This window comes from Sphingomonas faeni, assembly GCF_040407565.1.
In the GTDB taxonomy this organism is placed as follows: domain Bacteria; phylum Pseudomonadota; class Alphaproteobacteria; order Sphingomonadales; family Sphingomonadaceae; genus Sphingomonas; species Sphingomonas faeni_F.
In genome coordinates this window covers 63,119-80,995 of the sequence record NZ_JAPZPR010000006.1, presented here as the reverse complement: position 1 = coordinate 80,995, position 17,877 = coordinate 63,119, and the positions used below count along the sequence as shown (strand labels likewise).

The window sequence follows — 17,877 nt, the reverse complement described above, 5'->3', positions numbered from 1 at the left end:
CTCTGCTCACGCGAAGACGCCGTGGAGGTACCAGCGCGGCGCTTCCATCTCGGTGTACAGGCCGTGGCGGAAGATCCAGAAGCGGCGGCCGCGGCGGTCCTCGATCCGGTAGTAATCGCGCGTCGGGATATCCTGGCGCCGCCACCATTCGCCCGCGATCCGCTCCGGCCCTTCGCTGTGCGCCACGTCGTGGACGGTGCGACGCCAGCGGAACCGGTGCGGCGGGCCGTCGGGGACCTCGGCCATCATCGATTCGATCGGCTGCGGCGGATCGAACAGGTAGATCGGCCGGAGCGGCGGTTCACCGGTTTCAGGCGCGATCCAGGGCGTCGGGGCTGGGGCCTCGGCGGCGGGCAGCATCAGCTCGGCCTGTTCGGGAATATGACTGTCGCGGGCTGAAAACCGGCGCACGCGTGCCCGACCCAGCCGCGTACCGAGCTGGTCGACGAGCTGCGCGACGTCTCCCTTCTGCGCCTCGCCGCCCTCCAGCTTCAATTGCGACGCATCGAGCCGCTCGGCGAGCGCCACGTCCAATCGGACCAGATCATAGCCGAACCCCGGATCGAGCGGGTCGGCGAGGCTGTCGATCCGTTCGCGGAACAGCCGCATCAAGAGCGCGACGTCGCGTATCGGCTGGCCAGTCTCGATCCTGAGCCGCTGGACCAGCCCGTCGGCACGGAACAGCCGCACTTCCCATCGACGCCCGCCTTCGTGGCGTTCGGCCAGTTGTTCTGCGGCTTCGGCGGCGAGTTCCGCGATCACCTCCAGCGCATATTCCGTGCGCGCGATCGGTTCGGCGAAGCGCCGTTCGACACCGATCTTGGGCACCGTCCGCCGCGCGACGATCGGCCCCTTCACGCTGCCGTCGAGCCGGCGGATCATCATCGCCGCTTCCTCGCCGAACCGCGCGGCGATCGTCGCGAGCGGCCGCGCCATCACGTCGCCGACCGTCTTCAGCCCCGCGCGCGACAAGGCAGTGGTCGCATCCTCGTCGAGGCCCAGCGCCGCCACCGGCAACCGCTTCACCGCACGCTTTTCATCCGGAGCCGGTGCCCCCGCATAGCGCGCGAGCGCCCGCGCCGTGTCGGGTGTGTCGCCGAACGCATGCCGCACCAGCAGCCCGCGCCGCGCGAGGCGTTCCTCGAGATCGGCCGCCAAGCGCCGCTCGCCCTCGAACTCGTGCACGCAGCCGGCTATATCGAGGATCAGCCCGTCGGGCTCGTCGAGCGCGACCGACGGCGTGTAGCGCTGGCACCCGTCCGCGAGCCGCTCGAGCCATTCGTGATCGGCATGCGCGTCGTGCTCGTAGACCTCGAGTTCCGGTACCTGCGCGCGCGCATCGGCCAGCGTCAGGCCGGGAACGAGCCCCGCGCGCATCGCCTCGCGGTCGAGCGCCTTCAGCCGGACTCCACCCGACACCGTCTCGACGAACGCGATCGGCGTCTCAGCCCGTCCGACGAACAGATGCGGGCGCATCGTCCGCAGTCGCTCGATCGGCAACCACGGGAACACTAGCGCCAGATAGCGTCTCGGAATCCCCGAACTCGACGGTCTTGTCGAAGGCGGTTTGGTCGAAGATGTGCGCGTCACGGTTCCACTCCACGCGCCAGCGGAGCCCGGCCTGGCCTCCGCGTCGACGCAGCAATTCGATGTCGAAGGCAGGTTTGCCCGGTGCGTCGGCTTCCAGCGGTCGCGAGCGACACGCGGCGACCCGCCAGCGCGACGCGGCCGCACTCGGCACCGGTTCGGCACCGACGCGCAGATTAAGTATCGTCACGCCCGAGGCTTCGGCCGCCAGCATCAGCCGCCGCGTCGCGGTCAGGTCGATCCCCGGTGCGCGGCCCCAGGATTCCATCACCAGCGTACCGAGCCCGTGGCAGCGCGCGGCGTCGGCGGCAGCACGCAGCAAACTCGCCTCGTCGTCGACCAGCCCGAGCACCAGCGCGGTCACGTCGAGCCCCATCTCGACCAGCCCGGTCGCGTGCAAGCGCCCGCCCTGCCGCTCGCTCGCCTCGGTCCTGAGCCACATCACCGGCGCCGCGCGCGCCGCCAGCAGCGTCGCGACCGCGAACCCCGCGCCGCTCGCCGAATCGTCGACGCTCGCGAAAATCTCGTGCAACTGCGCCTTCGCCATACCCTGCGTCAGCCAGGCATCGTCGGGCCGGCCATCCCCCTGGGTCGGCATCCCGGTCGTGGCGATCCGCTTCAGGCGGGCGATCAGGGCGGACGACTCGTTCACAACTGTTCTTGTAATGTTCTAGTACCGGAGTCGCCAAGCGGAATCTCGTTTGCGTCGAAATTCACGCGAATGTCGAAAAGGCGCTTGCCGTCCCCGAAACACCGGGCTAACAGCGCGCCTCACCCAGTCACCGTGTCGCTTCAGACCGGAGACATAGGCGCCAGAGCGGGCGTAGCTCAGGGGTAGAGCACAACCTTGCCAAGGTTGGGGTCGAGGGTTCGAATCCCTTCGCCCGCTCCAGTTTTCTTACGAAAACCAGTAGGTTAGCGCCGATCGCGCCGACCTTTTCCGCGAAACTCTCGAATTTAGTTTCGCCCGGATTCCCGCCCCCTGTCACCGTTTTGAAGAATTCCCTTCGAACGACGGTTCTAGCTTGTGCTTAGCTATCATCGATAGGGTTCGCTGAACGGCGCCGACCACGCGCTGCACGCTGCAAATGGTGCAGGTAGGACCGCACCGCCATGACAGGTCGCTGGCGTGGTGCATCTTCGGCTTCGGAATACCTCGGGCCGACATGCGTATCGGTGGCATCGACGCGACAAGCGTATCCGTAATGGACCATCAGGCAGCGATAATTTGCAGTCTTCCCGAAATGCGTATCAAGCTACGCCGTCATCACGCCAATAGATCGAACACGTGGCGCAGGAGGGGGTAGTCATAGCGTGAGTACGCCATACACCTATATCAAACGATATTTGTTCGATGATCGCAAGTTGCGCGAACGTGGTTTACGCGAAATGGTAAGAAGCTTGCGCGATGGCAGGCTGGTGGCAATGACCGGCTCGATGAGTACCGAAGCGCTGGGGTATTTCTCCTGGCAGGAGATGTGTCGTGAGTTTGCCATCGTCGCAGAAGCGGTGAAAGCGGCCTTCAGCAAAGATTTTCTTACGCTGAAGGGCGAGACCGAGCGGCAGGTCGCGCAATATTTCGACAGTATCGACGACCATGTCGCGGCGTTGAAAATTCTGGCGAATGGCGGGTGGGGCATCGATCCACGCGTCCATTTCAACATTATCCGCGAAGCCTTTTCCGCGATCGGCGCGATGTTCGTCGCTGCCGGACTGACGCGCGAGGCGGGTCGGACGGGCGAGACGCGGATGTTGCCGCGCGCCGATTTCGACGAACACTTCGCGGCCCGGTTTCGCGCACCCGATGTTCAGGTCCGCGCGCAGGGCAAGGCGTCGGCGCTGGCTCCGCTGATCGACAGGCTGGGGATCACGCGCTTCGTCACGCTCAATTACGATCTCGAACTCGAACGCGCGCTCATGCTGACCCGCGAGGAACGCGCCGAACTGACGCTTTCCGAAACGCAGGCGGCGGCCGCGCTACGCGATGGGGGCGACGCGCTACGGCCGCGAATGCTTGGTTTCATGGACTTCACCGGACCGCCCGAGGAGCAGCGTGCGGTATCGTGCGACCAGCTCAAGCGCCTGACTCGCGTGCGGAGCGATGGAATATCCGTCGAGAGCGACTGGCTGGATCGCGAACGACCGGACCGGCTGCTCGAATTCGCGATCGGGTCGAGCGAGATCGATCGGCACGTTCTCCATCTTCATGGCCGCGCCGACCAGCCCGACTCGATGCTCGTCGATATCCGCGATTACGACCGCCTCTACCGGCGAGACGATCTGTCGAAGAATCCGTTCGAACACGGACTGCGCGCGCTGTTTGCGGGCAACCCGGTGCTGTTCGTCGGGCTGGGCATGAACGAAACCGAGATCAACGCGACGCTCCAGGAATTCGTCAGCGACAGCCCGTATCGGCGCAGCACGCCCGCCTTCCTGCTGTGGAACACCACCGAATTCATCGACGACACCACCAGACCGGAGGTGCTGGCGAGGGAAATGCGGATGAAGCGGCTGGATTTCCTCCAGCGGCTCGGCGTCTTCGTGATTTTCGACGAGGATCTGGTGTGGCCGGAGCGGGGCGAAGAAGGCCCTGGTGGACCGGTCGAGTTCCGCCGGAAGTTCAAGGCCCTGGTCCAAAAAGGGAAGGCGCAAGGTGCCGACGGCGCGGCGATCGATCGCGAGATACGCGCGCTGAAACTCGATGCGCTGCACGCGATGATCGAGGGCCTGCCCGACACGACCGCCAAGGTCGGATTGCTCAGTTCGCGCAACGGCAAGGCATGGCGATCGATCGCCGCCCGGGCCCAGGCGACGTGCGACCAGCCGGTGCGGCTATGGGGCACGCCACGACTCGCGGCGCGGGCGCTGGGGCATTTCTTCACGCCGTCGACGGGCGAGGTCGACCAGGGCAAGCCGCGGACCGAACTAAGCTTCCGCCGGGTCGAGCCGCCGCAGTCCGCCGCAACGACGTCCGACCATGTGATGGTGGGCATCGCCGCTCCGGGGTTCGGACGTGGCCTGCTCGCGGAATGGATCGTCCAGCACGACGTTGCCACCTTGGGGCCGTGGCAGTTCGCCACGACGCGAAAATGCGATCGCCTGCTGGTGAATGTCGGCTTCAGCTACGATAGCGACGCGCTGCTTTCGGGTATTGCCGAATTCCTCAAGACGCGTGCCGGCCTGGCGGGCTCGTCCGAAAGCCGCGAGTTGCTGTTCGCGCGCGGCAGCGTGTTCCGGACCAAGACCGATGTGCTGATCGTGCTGAACGGGATCGACCGCTTCTTCGGCGTCGAGGGTACGCCGCTCAGCGCCGAGTTCGATCATCTGCTCCGTTCGGTCCTGCAGCGCGACAGACGCGGCGATGCGGGGGGCAAAGGCGATGCGGGGGACGAAGGCGATGCGGGGGACGAAAAGGTCCGCTGGCTCCTGCTCGGGACGGACCGGGTCCGGCGCTACTTCCGGTCGCTCGGCGTGGCGACGACGCTGTTGAGCGGGGCCGACACCGCGTCCGCCGTCGCGCCGGCGACACTGCCGAACCGGGCGCTCGCGTCGAAATATCTCGACGGTATCCGCGGCGCGTTCGAAGCGAAGACGATCGCTATCGACCTGGCGGCCCATGCCAAGATGGCTGATGCCGAAGGGTTCGGGCGCGAGACCGTCAGGCGCGCTTTTTTCGCCGCCTATCTGTCGCCCCATGCGCTCGAGGCGGCCTGCAGCGACGATCCGCTGCTCGATGCGACGATCGCGCTCGAGATTTTGCGCGCGATGGCGTTCATCGGCTGGCCGACCGAAACCGTGACCTTGTACCATGTTCCCAAGATCGCGGCCTTGCTGCGGCGGCAGGCGGGGCAGGCTGGGCAAGATGGAGGGGCCGTGCTGAAGGCCCACATGACCATGCTGCATGCGCTTGGCCTGGTCATCGCGGTCACGTCGTTCGACGCCGAAAGCCATATCACCGGCGCATGTCAGGGCGCAGTCCCGTCGCTGATGGTTTCGGACGCCACCCGTTTCGGGCTGCACCGTGCGCTCGCCACGGAAATGCGCGAACGGCACGGCATCCCGCTCTCGGAAGCCAAGCTGTCGAGCACCTTCAACATGTCGCTCTTCGCCGCGCAGCCGGCCGACGACTACATGCCCGAGCCGCAATTCCACGACGAGCTCGGCCAGCTCGTCGACCGGCTGATCGGCGCGTGGCGCGATGCGCCCTGTGGCAGGCCGACCAGTTGGCAGGACGTAAAGCTGACCACCGCCAATATCGACGCCATCACCGGCGCGCCGTTGCACGCACCGATCACGTCGGACGAGTTCGCCAGCCTGTGCAGCCCGCGTAGCGTGTCGTGTCTGCGCGCGGCGCTGGCGGTTATCCGCGGCTATTATTCGACCAGCAACTTGCTCTCGCTCGATCTGAACGACCGGTTGGTGACCGAAACGCGCGATGGCGCGCTGACCGAGCATGCCGATCGCCTCGACCGTCTGTTGCGAGGGTTCGGCACGATCGCGAGCGCGCGCGAGCAGGCGCACACGCAAAACCGCAGCACGGCCGACATCAAGGCGATGGGTGCCGAACCACTCTATCCCGACGATCTGGTGTGGCTGCACAACGAGCGCGGGGTGGTGAAGCTCGCGCAAGGCGATCTTTACGGCGCACGGCGTTCGCTGATCCTCGCGCTCGACGCCAACGCGAAGGGTGTCGAGTTCAGCCATCACGGTCACAATTGGCGGCGGATCACGCTCAATCTGGTCGGCGTGCTCATCGAACGCGGGCGGTTGCCGACCGCCGAAGGCCGGCTCGACGATATCGAGGCCTCGATCGACCATGCCGTCTGGCGGCACCCGGCGCCGAGTGGCGTCGTCGGCAGCACCAGCCGGACTGCGGCGATCCTCGCGCGCTATGGCGGACAGGACGGCTATATCGACGACTGTCTGAGCGAAGATTACACCAGCGAGGAGATCCTGATGACCGGCCTCGTCACCGGCTATCGCGGACTGATCGCGCAGCACCGCGGTCATATCAAGACGGCGGAGGGGCTGTACGTACGCAGCATTTCGGTGCTCCGGCGGATGGGGGAGCGGCGCGCCTATGCGTTGTTCCAGCGGCATTATGCTTCGCTGCGCCGCTTCGGCAAGGATCAGGACGACAGCATCCGGCAGATCGAGATCGCGATCGCCGCGGCCGATGCCGCGCACCAGGTCGATATGTCGTATCGCGCGCGTCTGCTGCGCGCCGATCACGTCCGACACCGCGGGCCGGACGCGCTCACCGAGCGACGCGAAGCGCTGGGCGACATCAACCGGGCGGTGCGCTACGCCGCGCTGACCGATTCCTATCGCGTGCGGATCGAGGCCGGATCGAGCCTCTCCCGGATGATGCTGCACAGCGGGGAGTTCGATGCCGCCTTGAAACACGCGACCGATGCGCTCGCGGTCGCCTGCCGGTTCGGCCACAGCCTCCACAAGCTGTCGTTGAGGGTGCAGATTGGCGACATCCTGATCCAGCGCGGCGATCCGAAATCGGGCAACGCGCTGTTGGACCGGGCGTTGAGCCTGGCGACGCGGATCGGCTATCAGCGGATCGTCGAACGCGTCCAGCGCGCCCGCGCGCACGAGGCGACCCCGGCGCCGGCAAAACGCGGCGACCAATGACCCGAGCCCATCGCGATCTGGATGCACCCCCAGCGCATTGCCCGGGGGCGCGACAGGATGATCGGCATGTACGGATTTGCGGTCGAGGGGACCGTGGCGGTGTTCGGGGAGCCGGTTGACCACGTCTGTTTCGTGAAGGACCGGTATCGTTTCGATATCGGCACGATAGCGGCGTCGGGCTGCACTGCCGCGGACGGTCTGCCGGCGCGGGGCGCGTAGCACGCAGCACGCAGGACGCAGCACGCGGGATGGCGGCTGCCTGGCGTGTCGGGCGGCGGATAAGGCCCTGACGGGGGGCATGTGAACACGGGTGCTTGCGAGGGTTCGCACCGCATCCTACGCACGTGCCATCGCATCGAAGGAACGCCTGTTGTCCGTCAAACTGGTCATTGCCGCTCTACTGTCCACTACGCTCGCCGCAGCTACGGTCTCTGCCACCGCGACCGCGCAGGCGCTGCCGCCGCCGACCGCGCAACCCGGCGAGAGCGCGGACGATGCGCGGCTCAAGCGACTGTTCTACGACAGCGACGAGGCGAGCCTGAAGCGCAATCCGATCGAGGGCATTTTCCGCGGCGACCTGCGCTATGCCGACCGGCTCGGCGACTATCTGACCGACGCGTATCTCGCCGCCGAACGCGCGGCGATCGACCATAACCTGGCCGCGCTGAAGACGATCGATCGCACCAGGCTGACCGCGACTGACCAGATCGCCTATGATGTTTTCAAGACCCGCAACGAGACCGATCTGGCGGGCTATGCGCCGGCGATCCTCAAGGTCCAGCGCGACCTGCCGATCGATCATTTCAACGGGTTCCAGACCTTCTATCCGGATCTCGCGTCGGGCAAGGGCGGCGCGCCGTTCAAGACGCTCGTCGACTACGAGAACAATCTGAAGCGCAATGCGCAATATGCCGCGGTGCTCGATCGCGCGATCGGGCGGTTCCGTCAGGGCATGAGCGACAAGATCGTCCAGCCCAAGCTGGTCGTCACCAACATGATCCAGGAGTTCGACAATCTCATCGCCGAAGGCGTCGAGGGGTCGACCTTCTACGGCCCCGTGAAGACCTTCCCCGCGACGATCTCCGCCGCCGACCAGGCGCGCCTGAAGGCGGCCTATGCGAAGCAGATCCGCGACGTCATCACACCCGCGCACCAGCGGATGCGCGACTTCCTCGCCAAGACGTACCTGCCGGTCGCGCGCGACACGGTCGGGCTGTCGGCGCTGCCTGGCGGTGACGCGTATTACACCTATCTGATCCGGCAGAGCACGACGCTGCCGATGACCGCCGAGCAAGTCCATCAACTGGGCCTCTCCGAAGTGGCGCGCATCCTGAAGGGCATGGAGGCGCAGAAGCAGGCGGTCGGGTTCAAGGGCGATCTGCCGGCGTTCTTCACCTTCCTGCGTACCGACAAGCAGTTCCAGCCGGCGTCGGTCGATCAGTTGCGTGACGGCTATCGGGCGATCGAAAAGCGCATCTATCAGCGTATCCCCGAGCAATTCTCGCTGACGCCGAAGACCACGCTCGAAATCCGCCCGGTTCCTGCGTTCAAGGAGAAGACCGAGGCAGGCGGCTCGTATCAGGGCGGTACGCCGGACGGATCGCGGCCCGGCGTGTTCTACTACAATACCTACGACCTGCCCTCGCGCTACATGTGGGAGATGGAGACGCTGTTCCTGCATGAGGGCGTGCCGGGGCATCATTTCCAGATCAGCCTCGCGCAGGAAAACACCGCGCTCCCGGCCTTCATGCGGTTCGGTGGCAACACCGCGTACGTCGAGGGCTGGGCGCTGTATGCCGAGAGCCTGTGGAAGGAACTCGGGATGGAGACCGATCCGTATCAGCGGATGGGCGGGCTGAACGACGAGATGCTCCGTGCGATGCGGCTGGTGGTCGACAGCGGCATCCACGCCAAGGGTTGGACGCGCGACCAGGCGATCGACTACATGCTCGCCAATTCGCCGATGGCGCGGACCGATGCGACCGCCGAGGTCGAGCGTTACATCGCGATTCCGGGGCAGGCGCTCGCCTACAAGATCGGCCAGCTGACGATCGCGCGGACCAAGGCCAAGGCGCAGGCCGCGCTCGGCGCGAAGTTCGATCCGCGTGATTTCCATGCGCAGGTGCTCGATACCGGCTCGCTGCCGATGCCGGTGCTCGAACGCAAGATCGACGCCTGGATCGCCGCTGGCGGTGGTGCGGCCAAGTGATCGCGCGCTTCGTCACTGCATTCGCCGCAACGTGCCTGCTCGCCGCACCGATCGCGGCACAGGAGAAGAAGGAGACCTCGACCGTCGAGAAGAAGGTCGACGACGAGGTCAAGTTCCCGCCGCTGCCCGCCGACAAGACGGTGCGCCAGTCGGCGTCGATCGGCGGCCGGAGCATCGCCTACGATGCCACCATCGGCACGATCTCGGTGCGCGACGACAAGGGCAAGGAGATCGGCCAGGTCGTCTACACGTCCTATGTCGCCACGGGCTCCGATAAGGGCGAAGGCGCTACAAACCGCCCGGTGACGTTCGCGTTCAACGGCGGACCCGGCGCATCGTCGGTGTATCTCAACCTCGGCGCGGTCGGCCCCAAGCGCGTCCAGTTCGGCGCACAGGGCAACGCGCCGTCCGACGCGCCGATCACCACCGACAATCCCAACAGCTGGCTCGACTTTACCGATCTCGTCTTCATCGATCCGGTCGGCACCGGCTTCAGTCGCAGCCTGGTCGACGAGGACAAGACCAAGAAGGCGTTCTACGCCAACGATCCCGACATCAAATACCTGTCGAAAGTGGTCTACGACTGGCTCGTGAAGGCCGGGCGGTTGCGATCGCCCAAATACGTGATGGGCGAAAGCTATGGCGGCTATCGCGCGCCGCGGATCGCGTACGAACTCCAGTCGCAGATCGGCGTCGGGGTCAACGGGATCGTCATGGTCTCGCCGTATCTCGATCCCGCGTCGGGCGACGGTGCGACCGCGTTGTCGCCGCTGCCGTGGATGATCGACCTCCCGTCGATGGCGGCGGCGCATCTCGAGCAACAGCATCAACTGACCCCCGCGGCGATGGTCGACGTCGAGGCGTACACCCGTGGCGCCTTCGCAACCGACCTGCTGCGCGGGCGGACCGATCCGCAGGCGGTGTCGCGGCTCGTCACCAACGTCAGCCGCCTGACCGGGCTCGATCCGGCGCTGGTGCAGAAGATGGGCGGGCGGGTCGATTCGGCCACGTTCCTGCGCGAGATCCACCGCGCCGACGGGACGATCGGCAGCGTCTACGACTCGAACGTTACCGCGTTCGATCCCTTCCCGTGGTCCGCGCAGCGCCAGTCGAACGACCCGATCCTCGACGCGCTGATCGCGCCGACGACCAGCGCGATGGTCGATTTCGTCACCCGCGTCGTTGGGTGGAAGACCGACGCGCGCTATCATGCGCTGTCGTACGAAGTGAATTCGGCATGGGATCGCGGCAAGCCCGACGACACGCCTGTCACCGACCTGCGCAAAGCGATCGCCAACGATCCGAAGATGGCGGTGATGATCGTCCACGGCTGGGACGACCTGTCCTGCCCGTTCTTCGCCTCCCGCCTGATCGTCGACCAGATGCCGAGTTTTGGCGCGGCGGAGCGCGTGAAGCTCAACGTCTATCCGGGCGGGCACATGTTCTACAGCCGCGAGGACAGCGGCGCGGCGTTCAAGCGCGACGCGCGGGCGATCTACGCGCGGTAGCGGCCGAACCTGCCGATCCGGTGATTCCATGCCGGCGGCGCTGCGTGGAACGCTGTGGCGCGTGACTCGCTGTAGCGGCATGGACGTTCCTGTCCGCGGAGTTGCCGGATGATTGAAACCACGTCGCGCGCGAACATCACCCAGACGCCTGTTGCCAAAGGCCTTTCGCCGCTCGCCGCGCTGGCCACGATCGGCGTGGTGCTCGGCGTCAGTGCCGTGGTCGGCCGCCGCAATGCGCCCGACCGCACGCATCCCGGAATTCGGCGCTGGTACCGTCGGCTCGACAAACCGGGCTTCACCCCGCCCGATGCGGCATTCGGAGCGGTCTGGCCGGTGCTGGAGACCGGGTTGGCAGTCGGCGGATACCGGCTGCTGCGCGCGCCGTCCGGCCCGACGCGCGACGCCGCCGTCGGGCTCTGGCTGCTGAACACGGCGATGGTCGGCGGCTGGACGCAGCTGTTCTTCCGCAAGCGCCAGCTAGGCGCGAGCGCGGTGGCCTCGGGCGCGATGGTGGCGACCGGCGCAGCCTATGTCGCGACCGCCGCCCAGGTCGACCGGCCCGCGGCCGCGGCCGGCGTGCCGTTCGTCGCCTGGTTAGGTTTCGCCACGCTGCTCGCCGAACGCATCTGGCGCGACAATCCGGCCGATGGGCGATGAGCCGCGTGACCGTCTGGCACGACGGGAACTGTCCGCTCTGCCGGCGCGAGATCGCGATCATGCGACGGCTCGATCGGCGTGGCCGGATCAATTTCGTCGATGCCACCGGCGCGGCGGACTGCCCGCTCGATCGCTCCGAACTGCTGGCGCGGTTTCATGCGATGGAGGACGGCACGCTGCTGTCCGGTGCGGCGGCGTTCGCCGCGATGTGGCGCGCGATCCCGGTGCTGCGGCCGATCGGCCTGCTGGCGCGGCATCGCCCGGTGCTCGGTCTGCTCGAGCGCGCGTATCTGCGGTTCCTCAAGGTCCGGCCGCGCCTGCAACGCTGGTTCGGCAAGCAGGAAGCGCAGGCATGAGACCGCAACCCGATCCGGTCGCGCCCGATCCAGTAGGGCCGGGACAGGAGAGCGTCTGGCGCTATCCCCGCCCCGCGATCGCCGAGCGAAGCGACCGGCACATCCGCATCGTCCATGCGGGCATCACCGTGGCCGAGACCCGTGCCGCGGTCCGCACGATCGAGACGAGTCACCCGCCAAGCTGGTACATCCCGCCGGACGCCATAGCACCCGGGGTGCTCCGCCGATCGACCCGCCGCTCGTTCTGCGAATGGAAGGGCGAGGCGCGATACTGGCATATCGAGGTCGGTGGTGCCACGTTCGCCGACGTCGCCTGGAGTTATCCCAACCCGACCCCCGCCTTTGCCATGCTGCGCGATCACCTCGCATTCTACGCCGGTCCGTTCGACCTGTGCACGGTGGATGGCGAGCGCGTGCGGCCGCAGCCGGGCGGCTTCTACGGCGGGTGGATCACGTCCGACCTCGCCGGTCCGTTCAAGGGCATACCGGGCAGTATGGGATGGTGAGCGGCTCGCTGCCCCCCGGCCTTGCGCTGCCTCACGCTCTCGCCGACTGGCGCGAGGCGCCCCGCGTCCGCGCGATGAACGATCGCCCGATCGTCACCGACGCGCGATACGTGCTGTGCTGGCTCCAGCAGGCGTTGCGCGCGCGGGACAACCCGGTGATCGACGCCGCGGTCCGGCTCGGCAATGCGCTGGGCTTGCCGGTGCTGGTCTATCACGGCGTGCGCGAGGATTATCCTTACGCGTCGGACCGGCTGCACCAGTTCATCCTCGGCGCCAGCCGGGATCTCGCGGCCGGCTGTCGCGAACGCGGCCTCGCCTGCGTCCGGCATGTCGACCGCGACGGTCACCGCGAAAAGGGGCTCGTCTACCGCCTGGGCGCCGACGCTGCGGCACTGGTGCTGGAGGATCAACCGACCTTCGTCGCCCGCTGGCAGAGCGAGCGCGTCGCGTCGCGGATCACGATCCCCGTCTACGCGGTCGACGCCGCCTGCCTGGTGCCGCCCACGGTGCTGGGGGACGGCATCGCAGGCCGGTCGGGGTTCCTGGGTCGTCACGAACCCGCGCGGGCGGCGTGGATCGATGCCGAGGACGAACAGGCCAAGATCGCCCCCTACGACGCCGCGCTGCCGTTCACGCCGGACTCGCTCGATGGCGACCTCGACGCGCTAATCGCGACGCTCGATATCGACCACAGCCTGCCGCCGAGCCCGGCCTTTCCTGCCGGGCGCGGGGCGGCCGAGGCGCGGTTGCAGCGGCTGATCCGCGACGTCCTGCCCGGCTATGCCACGACGCGCAACGACGCGACCCGGCGCGAGGGCGCGAGCGGCCTGTCGCCCTATCTGCATTTCGGCGTGCTCGGCCCGCGCGAGGTGATGCGGGCGGTCGCGGCCGCGCAGTCGGGGGGCGGGGGCGGAGGAAAGGGCGGGGGACAGGTCGGGGCGCGACACGCCACCAAGTTCGCCGACGAACTGCTCGGCTGGCGCGAATGGTTCCAGTATCAAGCGCGCGGACTGGCGGCGCCCGAGCGCTACGACCGTGTCGCCGGCTGGGCGCGGGCGACGCTGGCGGACCATGCGGACGACCCGCGGCCGGATATCGAGAGCCTGGCATCGCTGCTGCGCGGCGAGACGCGCGACCAGAGCTGGAACGCCTGCCAGCGCCAGTTCCTCCGCTTCGGATGGATGCACAACAACCTCAGAATGTACTGGGCGAAGCGGATCATCGCGATGACCCCCGATCCCGAGACCGCCTGGGCGACCGCCTGCTATCTCAACGATCGGCTGAGCCTGGATGGCCGCGACCCGTCGACCTACGGCAATATCGCGGCGATGTTCGGCGGCGCACCCGGCGATTGCGAACGCCCGGTCTATGGCCGTGTCGCGACCCGCGGCGATGGCTCGACTCGCGCGCGCGACGGCGGCGACGCCTGGCTCGCCAGGGCCGCCTCGCGACCCGTACCGGCCGTCACCGTCCCCGCCGACGTCCCACGTGAGCGCTACCTGCGGGACTGACGAACAGACTGCGGTCCCGTGCCGATGATCGTCCGGAAACCAGGTCGAATCGCCCGGCGATCACGCACCGACCAGGCGCTGCTGCGTCACCGGTTGCCAAGACCGCCCATCGCGCGGAGGTATTCCGGCGGTGGGCAGCGCTTGATCAGACGCTGACGTGCATCTCGGCCAAGGCATGATGGCTCATGTCGAGCCAGGCGGCACGATTCCAGGCGGCATGATCGACGGCCTGGGTCGCGTCGGTGGCCGACGGGTCGACAAAGGCACTGGGGCGCACGGCCGATGTTGTCGCGCCATCGTCGAACACGCTGTCGGCCTGCGCCACCGTCGTCGTGGCGGCGGATGCACCACCGCCGATCCGGATGCCGTCGATGATGTCGGCGGCCTTCAGCGAGAAATGCTCGGCGCTCTGCGAGAATTCGAACAGCAGTGCGCCCTTGGTCAGGCCCTTGTCGAGCTGGTCGACCCAGAAGGCACGGCCCGCCGCATCGGGACCGCGATCGAGCGTGTTCTGGTACATGAAGTCGACCAGCTGGCCGCTGGTCTTGCCCGCGATCGCCGCGGTGAATTCGGTCGACGCCGCAAACTCGTTGGAGACCTGCGCCAGCGTCCGCGCGCCCATTTTTACCTGCTCCGACCAGAAAGTCAGGCCGCCGGCATCGGGCAGGCGGCCGGTGAAGCTGTCGTACAGCAACGCGACGGCCTGGTAGGTGTCGTCGGTGTCGAAATACCCCTTGCCGACTTGGTCGGCGGTCAGCGTGCGGTGCTCGGCGCTTTCCGAGAAGTCGATCAGCATGCTGCTGCGCGACAGCCCGCCATTAAGTTGCGCCGTCCAGAAGCTGCCGCCGGCAGGATCCGCACCGCGGCCAAGCGCCTGCTGGTAGACATAGTCGACGAACGCCGCGTTCGACAGCGTGCCGGTCGCGGCCTGGAATTCGGCGCTGTTGAGGAAGTCGGTGGCCACCGTATTGAGCGTCGCGCCCTGATCTTGGATCCGGTCGAGCCAATATTCGAGTCCGATCGGGTCCGTACCACGCTGCAACACCGTGTCGTACAGACGCGTCACCTGCGCACCGACGCTGTCGGCATCGGCGACATACGTCCCGTCGGCGAAGCTCACGATCTCGATGCCGGTCAGCGTGTCGCGACCCTCATCCGATCCTCCGTTGAGAATGATGGAGGTGTTTGAAATCTGCGCGGCATAGGCCCGAAAGACGTTCGTGTAGCTTGTCCGATCGAACCCGGCTCCACCTTCGATAAGGTCATTGCCCGCACCGCCCGAGAACGTATCATTGCCGGCGAGGCCCTGCAGGATGTTATCCTGGCCATTGCCGATCAGGCGGTCGTCGAAAGCGGTTCCCCGGATCCCCTCGATGCTTTGCGCCGCTGAAAATTCGGCTTGTCCAATCGTCGAAATCCGCGTCGCCAGATTCGCGTCGAGCCCGCGCGATTGATCCTCGAACGACAGCATATCGAGGCCCTGGCCGCCGTCGATCACCGAACTGCCAAGGAATGCGACGATCACGTCATTGCCAGCGCCGCCATCGAAGACATTGTTGCCGCCGCCACCGTTCAGAAGGTCGTCGCCGGCGCCGCCTCGCAGGATGTCGTCGGCCGTTCCGCCGCGCAACGTATCGGCACCATTGCCGCCATCCAAGGTGGATCCGACACTCGCCGAAATAGTGACCGGCGCACCCGGTATCGAGACGTGGAGTGAAAATGCCCCGCCGACTGGCGCTGCGCTGCTGCCATATTCGACGACCCGGGCAAAATACTCACCTGGCGTCGTCACCGCGTATGTCAGGTTGGATTCCAACAGGCTCGTGCTGCCCGGGTCTTGAACCGGGCTGTCATCGTTGGACGCGATCAACAGACCGGCTGAATCATATAGATAGAGATAGGTGTCGAAGCTGGCTCCGTCGATATCGAGCGCGATCGTACCGGCTGCGCCCACTGTAAACCTGAACCATTCCGCGTCGCCATCCGAGGACGCGCGAACGGTGGCATGGGGAATCGTCGTGGAGTTTGCGATCGTGGTGTCGGCCGCCAACGATATCCAGTTGTTCAGCGAAACGGCCTGGGATTGTGTGGAATTCGCTTCGCCAGCAGGCTTGACGCGCGCCGGCGCACCAATGCCGCCGATCCCGGCAACCAGAACGTCGTTACCGTCCATACCGTAGATCTGGTCGCTGCCACCATTGCCGGAGATGTAATTATCGGCCGCGTTGCCGATGATCTCGTCGGCGCCCGATCCGCCGATTGCACGTTCTATCACTACGCCGGCGGCGATCGAGACGTTACCGCGCAAACCACCGACATCCGAGAACGCACCCGCATTCAGGTCGATGCGCTGCGCCTGCGCGTACCCCGAAAAGTCGAACGTATCGACACCGCCGGCATCCCATGCGGCGAACACCACCGGCATATTGGCAGACGTCGCACTGTAGAAATCACGCCCGGCATTCGAATTGAATCCGTAGGTCGTGTCGTCGAGCCTCATCGTCATGTTGGCGCCGTACAGACGCTGTGCTGCAGCGATGTCGTCGAGCAAGGGCGCAGACGCATATGTCCCACCAAAACTGGCACCCGTGTTGGTTTCCGACCAATAGCTCATCACGGAATACTGTCGTGAATCCTCGTAATAGCGCGCGTCATTGGTGTAACTCGGCGAGCCATTGGCCGAGTCATAATCGCCCGGATGTGAAATCCCCATCGTATGGCCGATTTCATGCGTGAGAGTCTGCCGTCCATAACTGAGGGTCGACGGATTGATGTTGGTGCTGATCGTAGTGTTAAACCAGAGATCGCCCCCATTCCCCGTGCCGGGATAATAGGCATAAGCGGCAGCGTTTTCTCTCCCTGTCGAATAGTTGGAGAACAGCATCTGCGCGGCTGAGCTATACGCTGCAGCGCCACTCGATCCGGTTCCGACGCGCGTAAAGGTGATGTTTGCGACATCGGACCAGGACTGCAACGACAACTCGGCTTGCGTAATCTGCTGGGCGCTGAAAGTGGAAAAGCCCTGCGTATCGCCGGCCGGCGCCGTATCGCGAAAGCCGTAGGTCACGGTTGCCGCACGGCCCAGGACACTGCCGTTCCACGTATAATTGTTGCGCGTCATATAGATGGCGGCTTCATCGATCGTGTACGAAGGCTTGCCGTTCGGACCGGTATCGCCACGAGCGCCGTCGTTCACGCCGCCAACGGGTGCCACAACAGCGCCCGCCGACGAGAACCCCGATGCCGAAGCTGCCGGCGCAGGTGCGTGTTCGAATGCATTCGCAACACCGCTGGCAATCCCGGGCGTTGTCGGGGATGCCTCGAAAACGTCGCCATCGATCGGCGCATACTGAAGTCGCATTGTGACGATTTCCTGATTAGAAGTACGGCCAGCCATGAGCCTGGCCTTTTACCTTGACGGCAATTGAATGGGCGGAAAACTATGTACAAACGCGCTCGTTCGGCACTGTTGATCCGATTTGTCGCAACTGCTTGTATTATTTTGGTGCCGATTCCCGCAGATGCTGAAAGCATGAACGACAGTCAAAAGTTATCGCCCGCGACCAGTTTTGCCGGACCGTGGCGCGTCGAAAGCGAAGACAGTATTTGCGCTGTGTCTTTGACGACCGTCTGGGTCGAGAATGCCAATGCGTATCGCTTACTAGATCCTGATGGATGCCTGGCCAAGACAATCGGCGCACAGGCTGTTGCGTGGCGCCCGGCCCCCGATGGTCTGGATCTTGTTGGACCAGATCGTCTGTCTGTCGGATTTTTCGCTTTCGACAGGACGGGCTTCGCGTCCCTCCGTCGGCCTGGCGGTACAGTCATTACATTGGCTCCGCATGACGTCGGCGACAGCGACCCTGGGCGACGTTTGAAGTTCTAGAACTGCCCGTATCC

Annotated in this window: 12 protein-coding genes and 1 tRNA gene; 10 read left to right on the top strand and 3 right to left on the bottom strand. The window is 65.9% G+C overall.

The features are described from left to right. Nucleotides 1-6: 6 nt before the first annotated feature. Nucleotides 7-1,476 carry a Y-family DNA polymerase gene (locus tag O6Y00_RS13390; protein WP_353443098.1) on the bottom strand — a complete coding sequence of 490 codons (1,470 nt, stop codon included), beginning with the start codon at nucleotides 1,474-1,476 and terminating at the stop codon, nucleotides 7-9. Further along, entirely contained in the window at nucleotides 1,445-2,239 is a 795-nt protein-coding gene (locus tag O6Y00_RS13385) for an ImuA family protein (protein WP_353443097.1), read from the bottom strand. Before O6Y00_RS13385 ends, O6Y00_RS13390 begins: the two co-directional genes overlap by 32 nt. Before the next feature lie 165 nt (nucleotides 2,240-2,404). On the opposite strand from O6Y00_RS13385, the gene O6Y00_RS13380 reads away from it, so the two are divergent. The 9 genes from O6Y00_RS13380 to O6Y00_RS13340 all read left to right on the top strand — a co-directional run bounded on the left by O6Y00_RS13380 (nucleotide 2,405) and on the right by O6Y00_RS13340 (nucleotide 13,977). Beyond that, nucleotides 2,405-2,479, top strand: a tRNA-Gly gene (locus O6Y00_RS13380). 545 nt (nucleotides 2,480-3,024) lie between these two features. Then, complete coding sequence (locus O6Y00_RS13375; protein WP_353443096.1) at nucleotides 3,025-7,230, top strand: SIR2 family protein; 4,206 nt, start codon at nucleotides 3,025-3,027, stop codon at nucleotides 7,228-7,230. A gap of 57 nt (nucleotides 7,231-7,287) precedes the next feature. Then, the gene (locus tag O6Y00_RS13370) at nucleotides 7,288-7,449 is read left to right on the top strand and encodes a hypothetical protein (RefSeq protein ID WP_353443095.1); all 162 of its coding nucleotides are present in this window, start codon (nucleotides 7,288-7,290) and stop codon (nucleotides 7,447-7,449) included. A gap of 151 nt (nucleotides 7,450-7,600) precedes the next feature. Beyond that, entirely contained in the window at nucleotides 7,601-9,439 is a 1,839-nt protein-coding gene (locus O6Y00_RS13365; RefSeq protein WP_353443094.1) for a DUF885 domain-containing protein, read from the top strand. Beyond that, the gene (locus tag O6Y00_RS13360; protein ID WP_353443093.1) at nucleotides 9,436-10,947 is read left to right on the top strand and encodes a S10 family peptidase; all 1,512 of its coding nucleotides are present in this window, start codon (nucleotides 9,436-9,438) and stop codon (nucleotides 10,945-10,947) included. The genes O6Y00_RS13365 and O6Y00_RS13360 overlap by 4 nt, the downstream gene beginning before the upstream one ends. Before the next feature lie 108 nt (nucleotides 10,948-11,055). Continuing rightward, the gene (locus O6Y00_RS13355) at nucleotides 11,056-11,604 is read left to right on the top strand and encodes a TspO/MBR family protein (RefSeq protein ID WP_353443092.1); all 549 of its coding nucleotides are present in this window, start codon (nucleotides 11,056-11,058) and stop codon (nucleotides 11,602-11,604) included. Continuing rightward, entirely contained in the window at nucleotides 11,601-11,960 is a 360-nt protein-coding gene (locus tag O6Y00_RS13350) for a thiol-disulfide oxidoreductase DCC family protein (protein ID WP_353443091.1), read from the top strand. The genes O6Y00_RS13355 and O6Y00_RS13350 overlap by 4 nt, the downstream gene beginning before the upstream one ends. Then, nucleotides 11,957-12,466, top strand: a complete 510-nt coding sequence (locus O6Y00_RS13345) for a DUF427 domain-containing protein (RefSeq protein WP_353443090.1) — start codon at nucleotides 11,957-11,959, stop codon at nucleotides 12,464-12,466. Before O6Y00_RS13350 ends, O6Y00_RS13345 begins: the two co-directional genes overlap by 4 nt. A gap of 74 nt (nucleotides 12,467-12,540) precedes the next feature. Continuing rightward, on the top strand, nucleotides 12,541-13,977 hold the full coding sequence (locus O6Y00_RS13340) for a deoxyribodipyrimidine photo-lyase (RefSeq protein ID WP_353443089.1): 1,437 nt from the start codon (nucleotides 12,541-12,543) through the stop codon (nucleotides 13,975-13,977). Nucleotides 13,978-14,122: 145 nt separating this feature from the next. On the opposite strand, the gene O6Y00_RS13335 is transcribed toward O6Y00_RS13340, so the two are convergent. Beyond that, entirely contained in the window at nucleotides 14,123-17,338 is a 3,216-nt protein-coding gene (locus O6Y00_RS13335; RefSeq protein ID WP_353443088.1) for a DUF4214 domain-containing protein, read from the bottom strand. Nucleotides 17,339-17,419: 81 nt separating this feature from the next. Between O6Y00_RS13335 and O6Y00_RS13330 the strand changes: the two genes are divergently transcribed. After that, nucleotides 17,420-17,863, top strand: a complete 444-nt coding sequence (locus O6Y00_RS13330; RefSeq protein WP_353443087.1) for an AprI/Inh family metalloprotease inhibitor — start codon at nucleotides 17,420-17,422, stop codon at nucleotides 17,861-17,863. Nucleotides 17,864-17,877: the final 14 nt, after the last annotated feature.

Bases quoted from the DNA above. Each gene is read 5' to 3' on its own strand.
- O6Y00_RS13390 (WP_353443098.1), bottom strand. From the start codon at position 1,476: ATGCGCCCGCATCTGTTCGTCGGACGGGCTGAGACGCCGATCGCGTTC.
- O6Y00_RS13375 (WP_353443096.1), top strand. From the start codon at position 3,025: ATGAGTACCGAAGCGCTGGGGTATTTCTCCTGGCAGGAGATGTGTCGT.
- O6Y00_RS13370 (WP_353443095.1), top strand. From the start codon at position 7,288: ATGATCGGCATGTACGGATTTGCGGTCGAGGGGACCGTGGCGGTGTTC.
- O6Y00_RS13355 (WP_353443092.1), top strand. From the start codon at position 11,056: ATGATTGAAACCACGTCGCGCGCGAACATCACCCAGACGCCTGTTGCC.
- O6Y00_RS13350 (WP_353443091.1), top strand. From the start codon at position 11,601: ATGAGCCGCGTGACCGTCTGGCACGACGGGAACTGTCCGCTCTGCCGG.
- O6Y00_RS13345 (WP_353443090.1), top strand. From the start codon at position 11,957: ATGAGACCGCAACCCGATCCGGTCGCGCCCGATCCAGTAGGGCCGGGA.
- O6Y00_RS13340 (WP_353443089.1), top strand. From the start codon at position 12,541: ATGAACGATCGCCCGATCGTCACCGACGCGCGATACGTGCTGTGCTGG.
- O6Y00_RS13335 (WP_353443088.1), bottom strand. From the start codon at position 17,338: ATGCGACTTCAGTATGCGCCGATCGATGGCGACGTTTTCGAGGCATCC.
- O6Y00_RS13330 (WP_353443087.1), top strand. From the start codon at position 17,420: ATGTACAAACGCGCTCGTTCGGCACTGTTGATCCGATTTGTCGCAACT.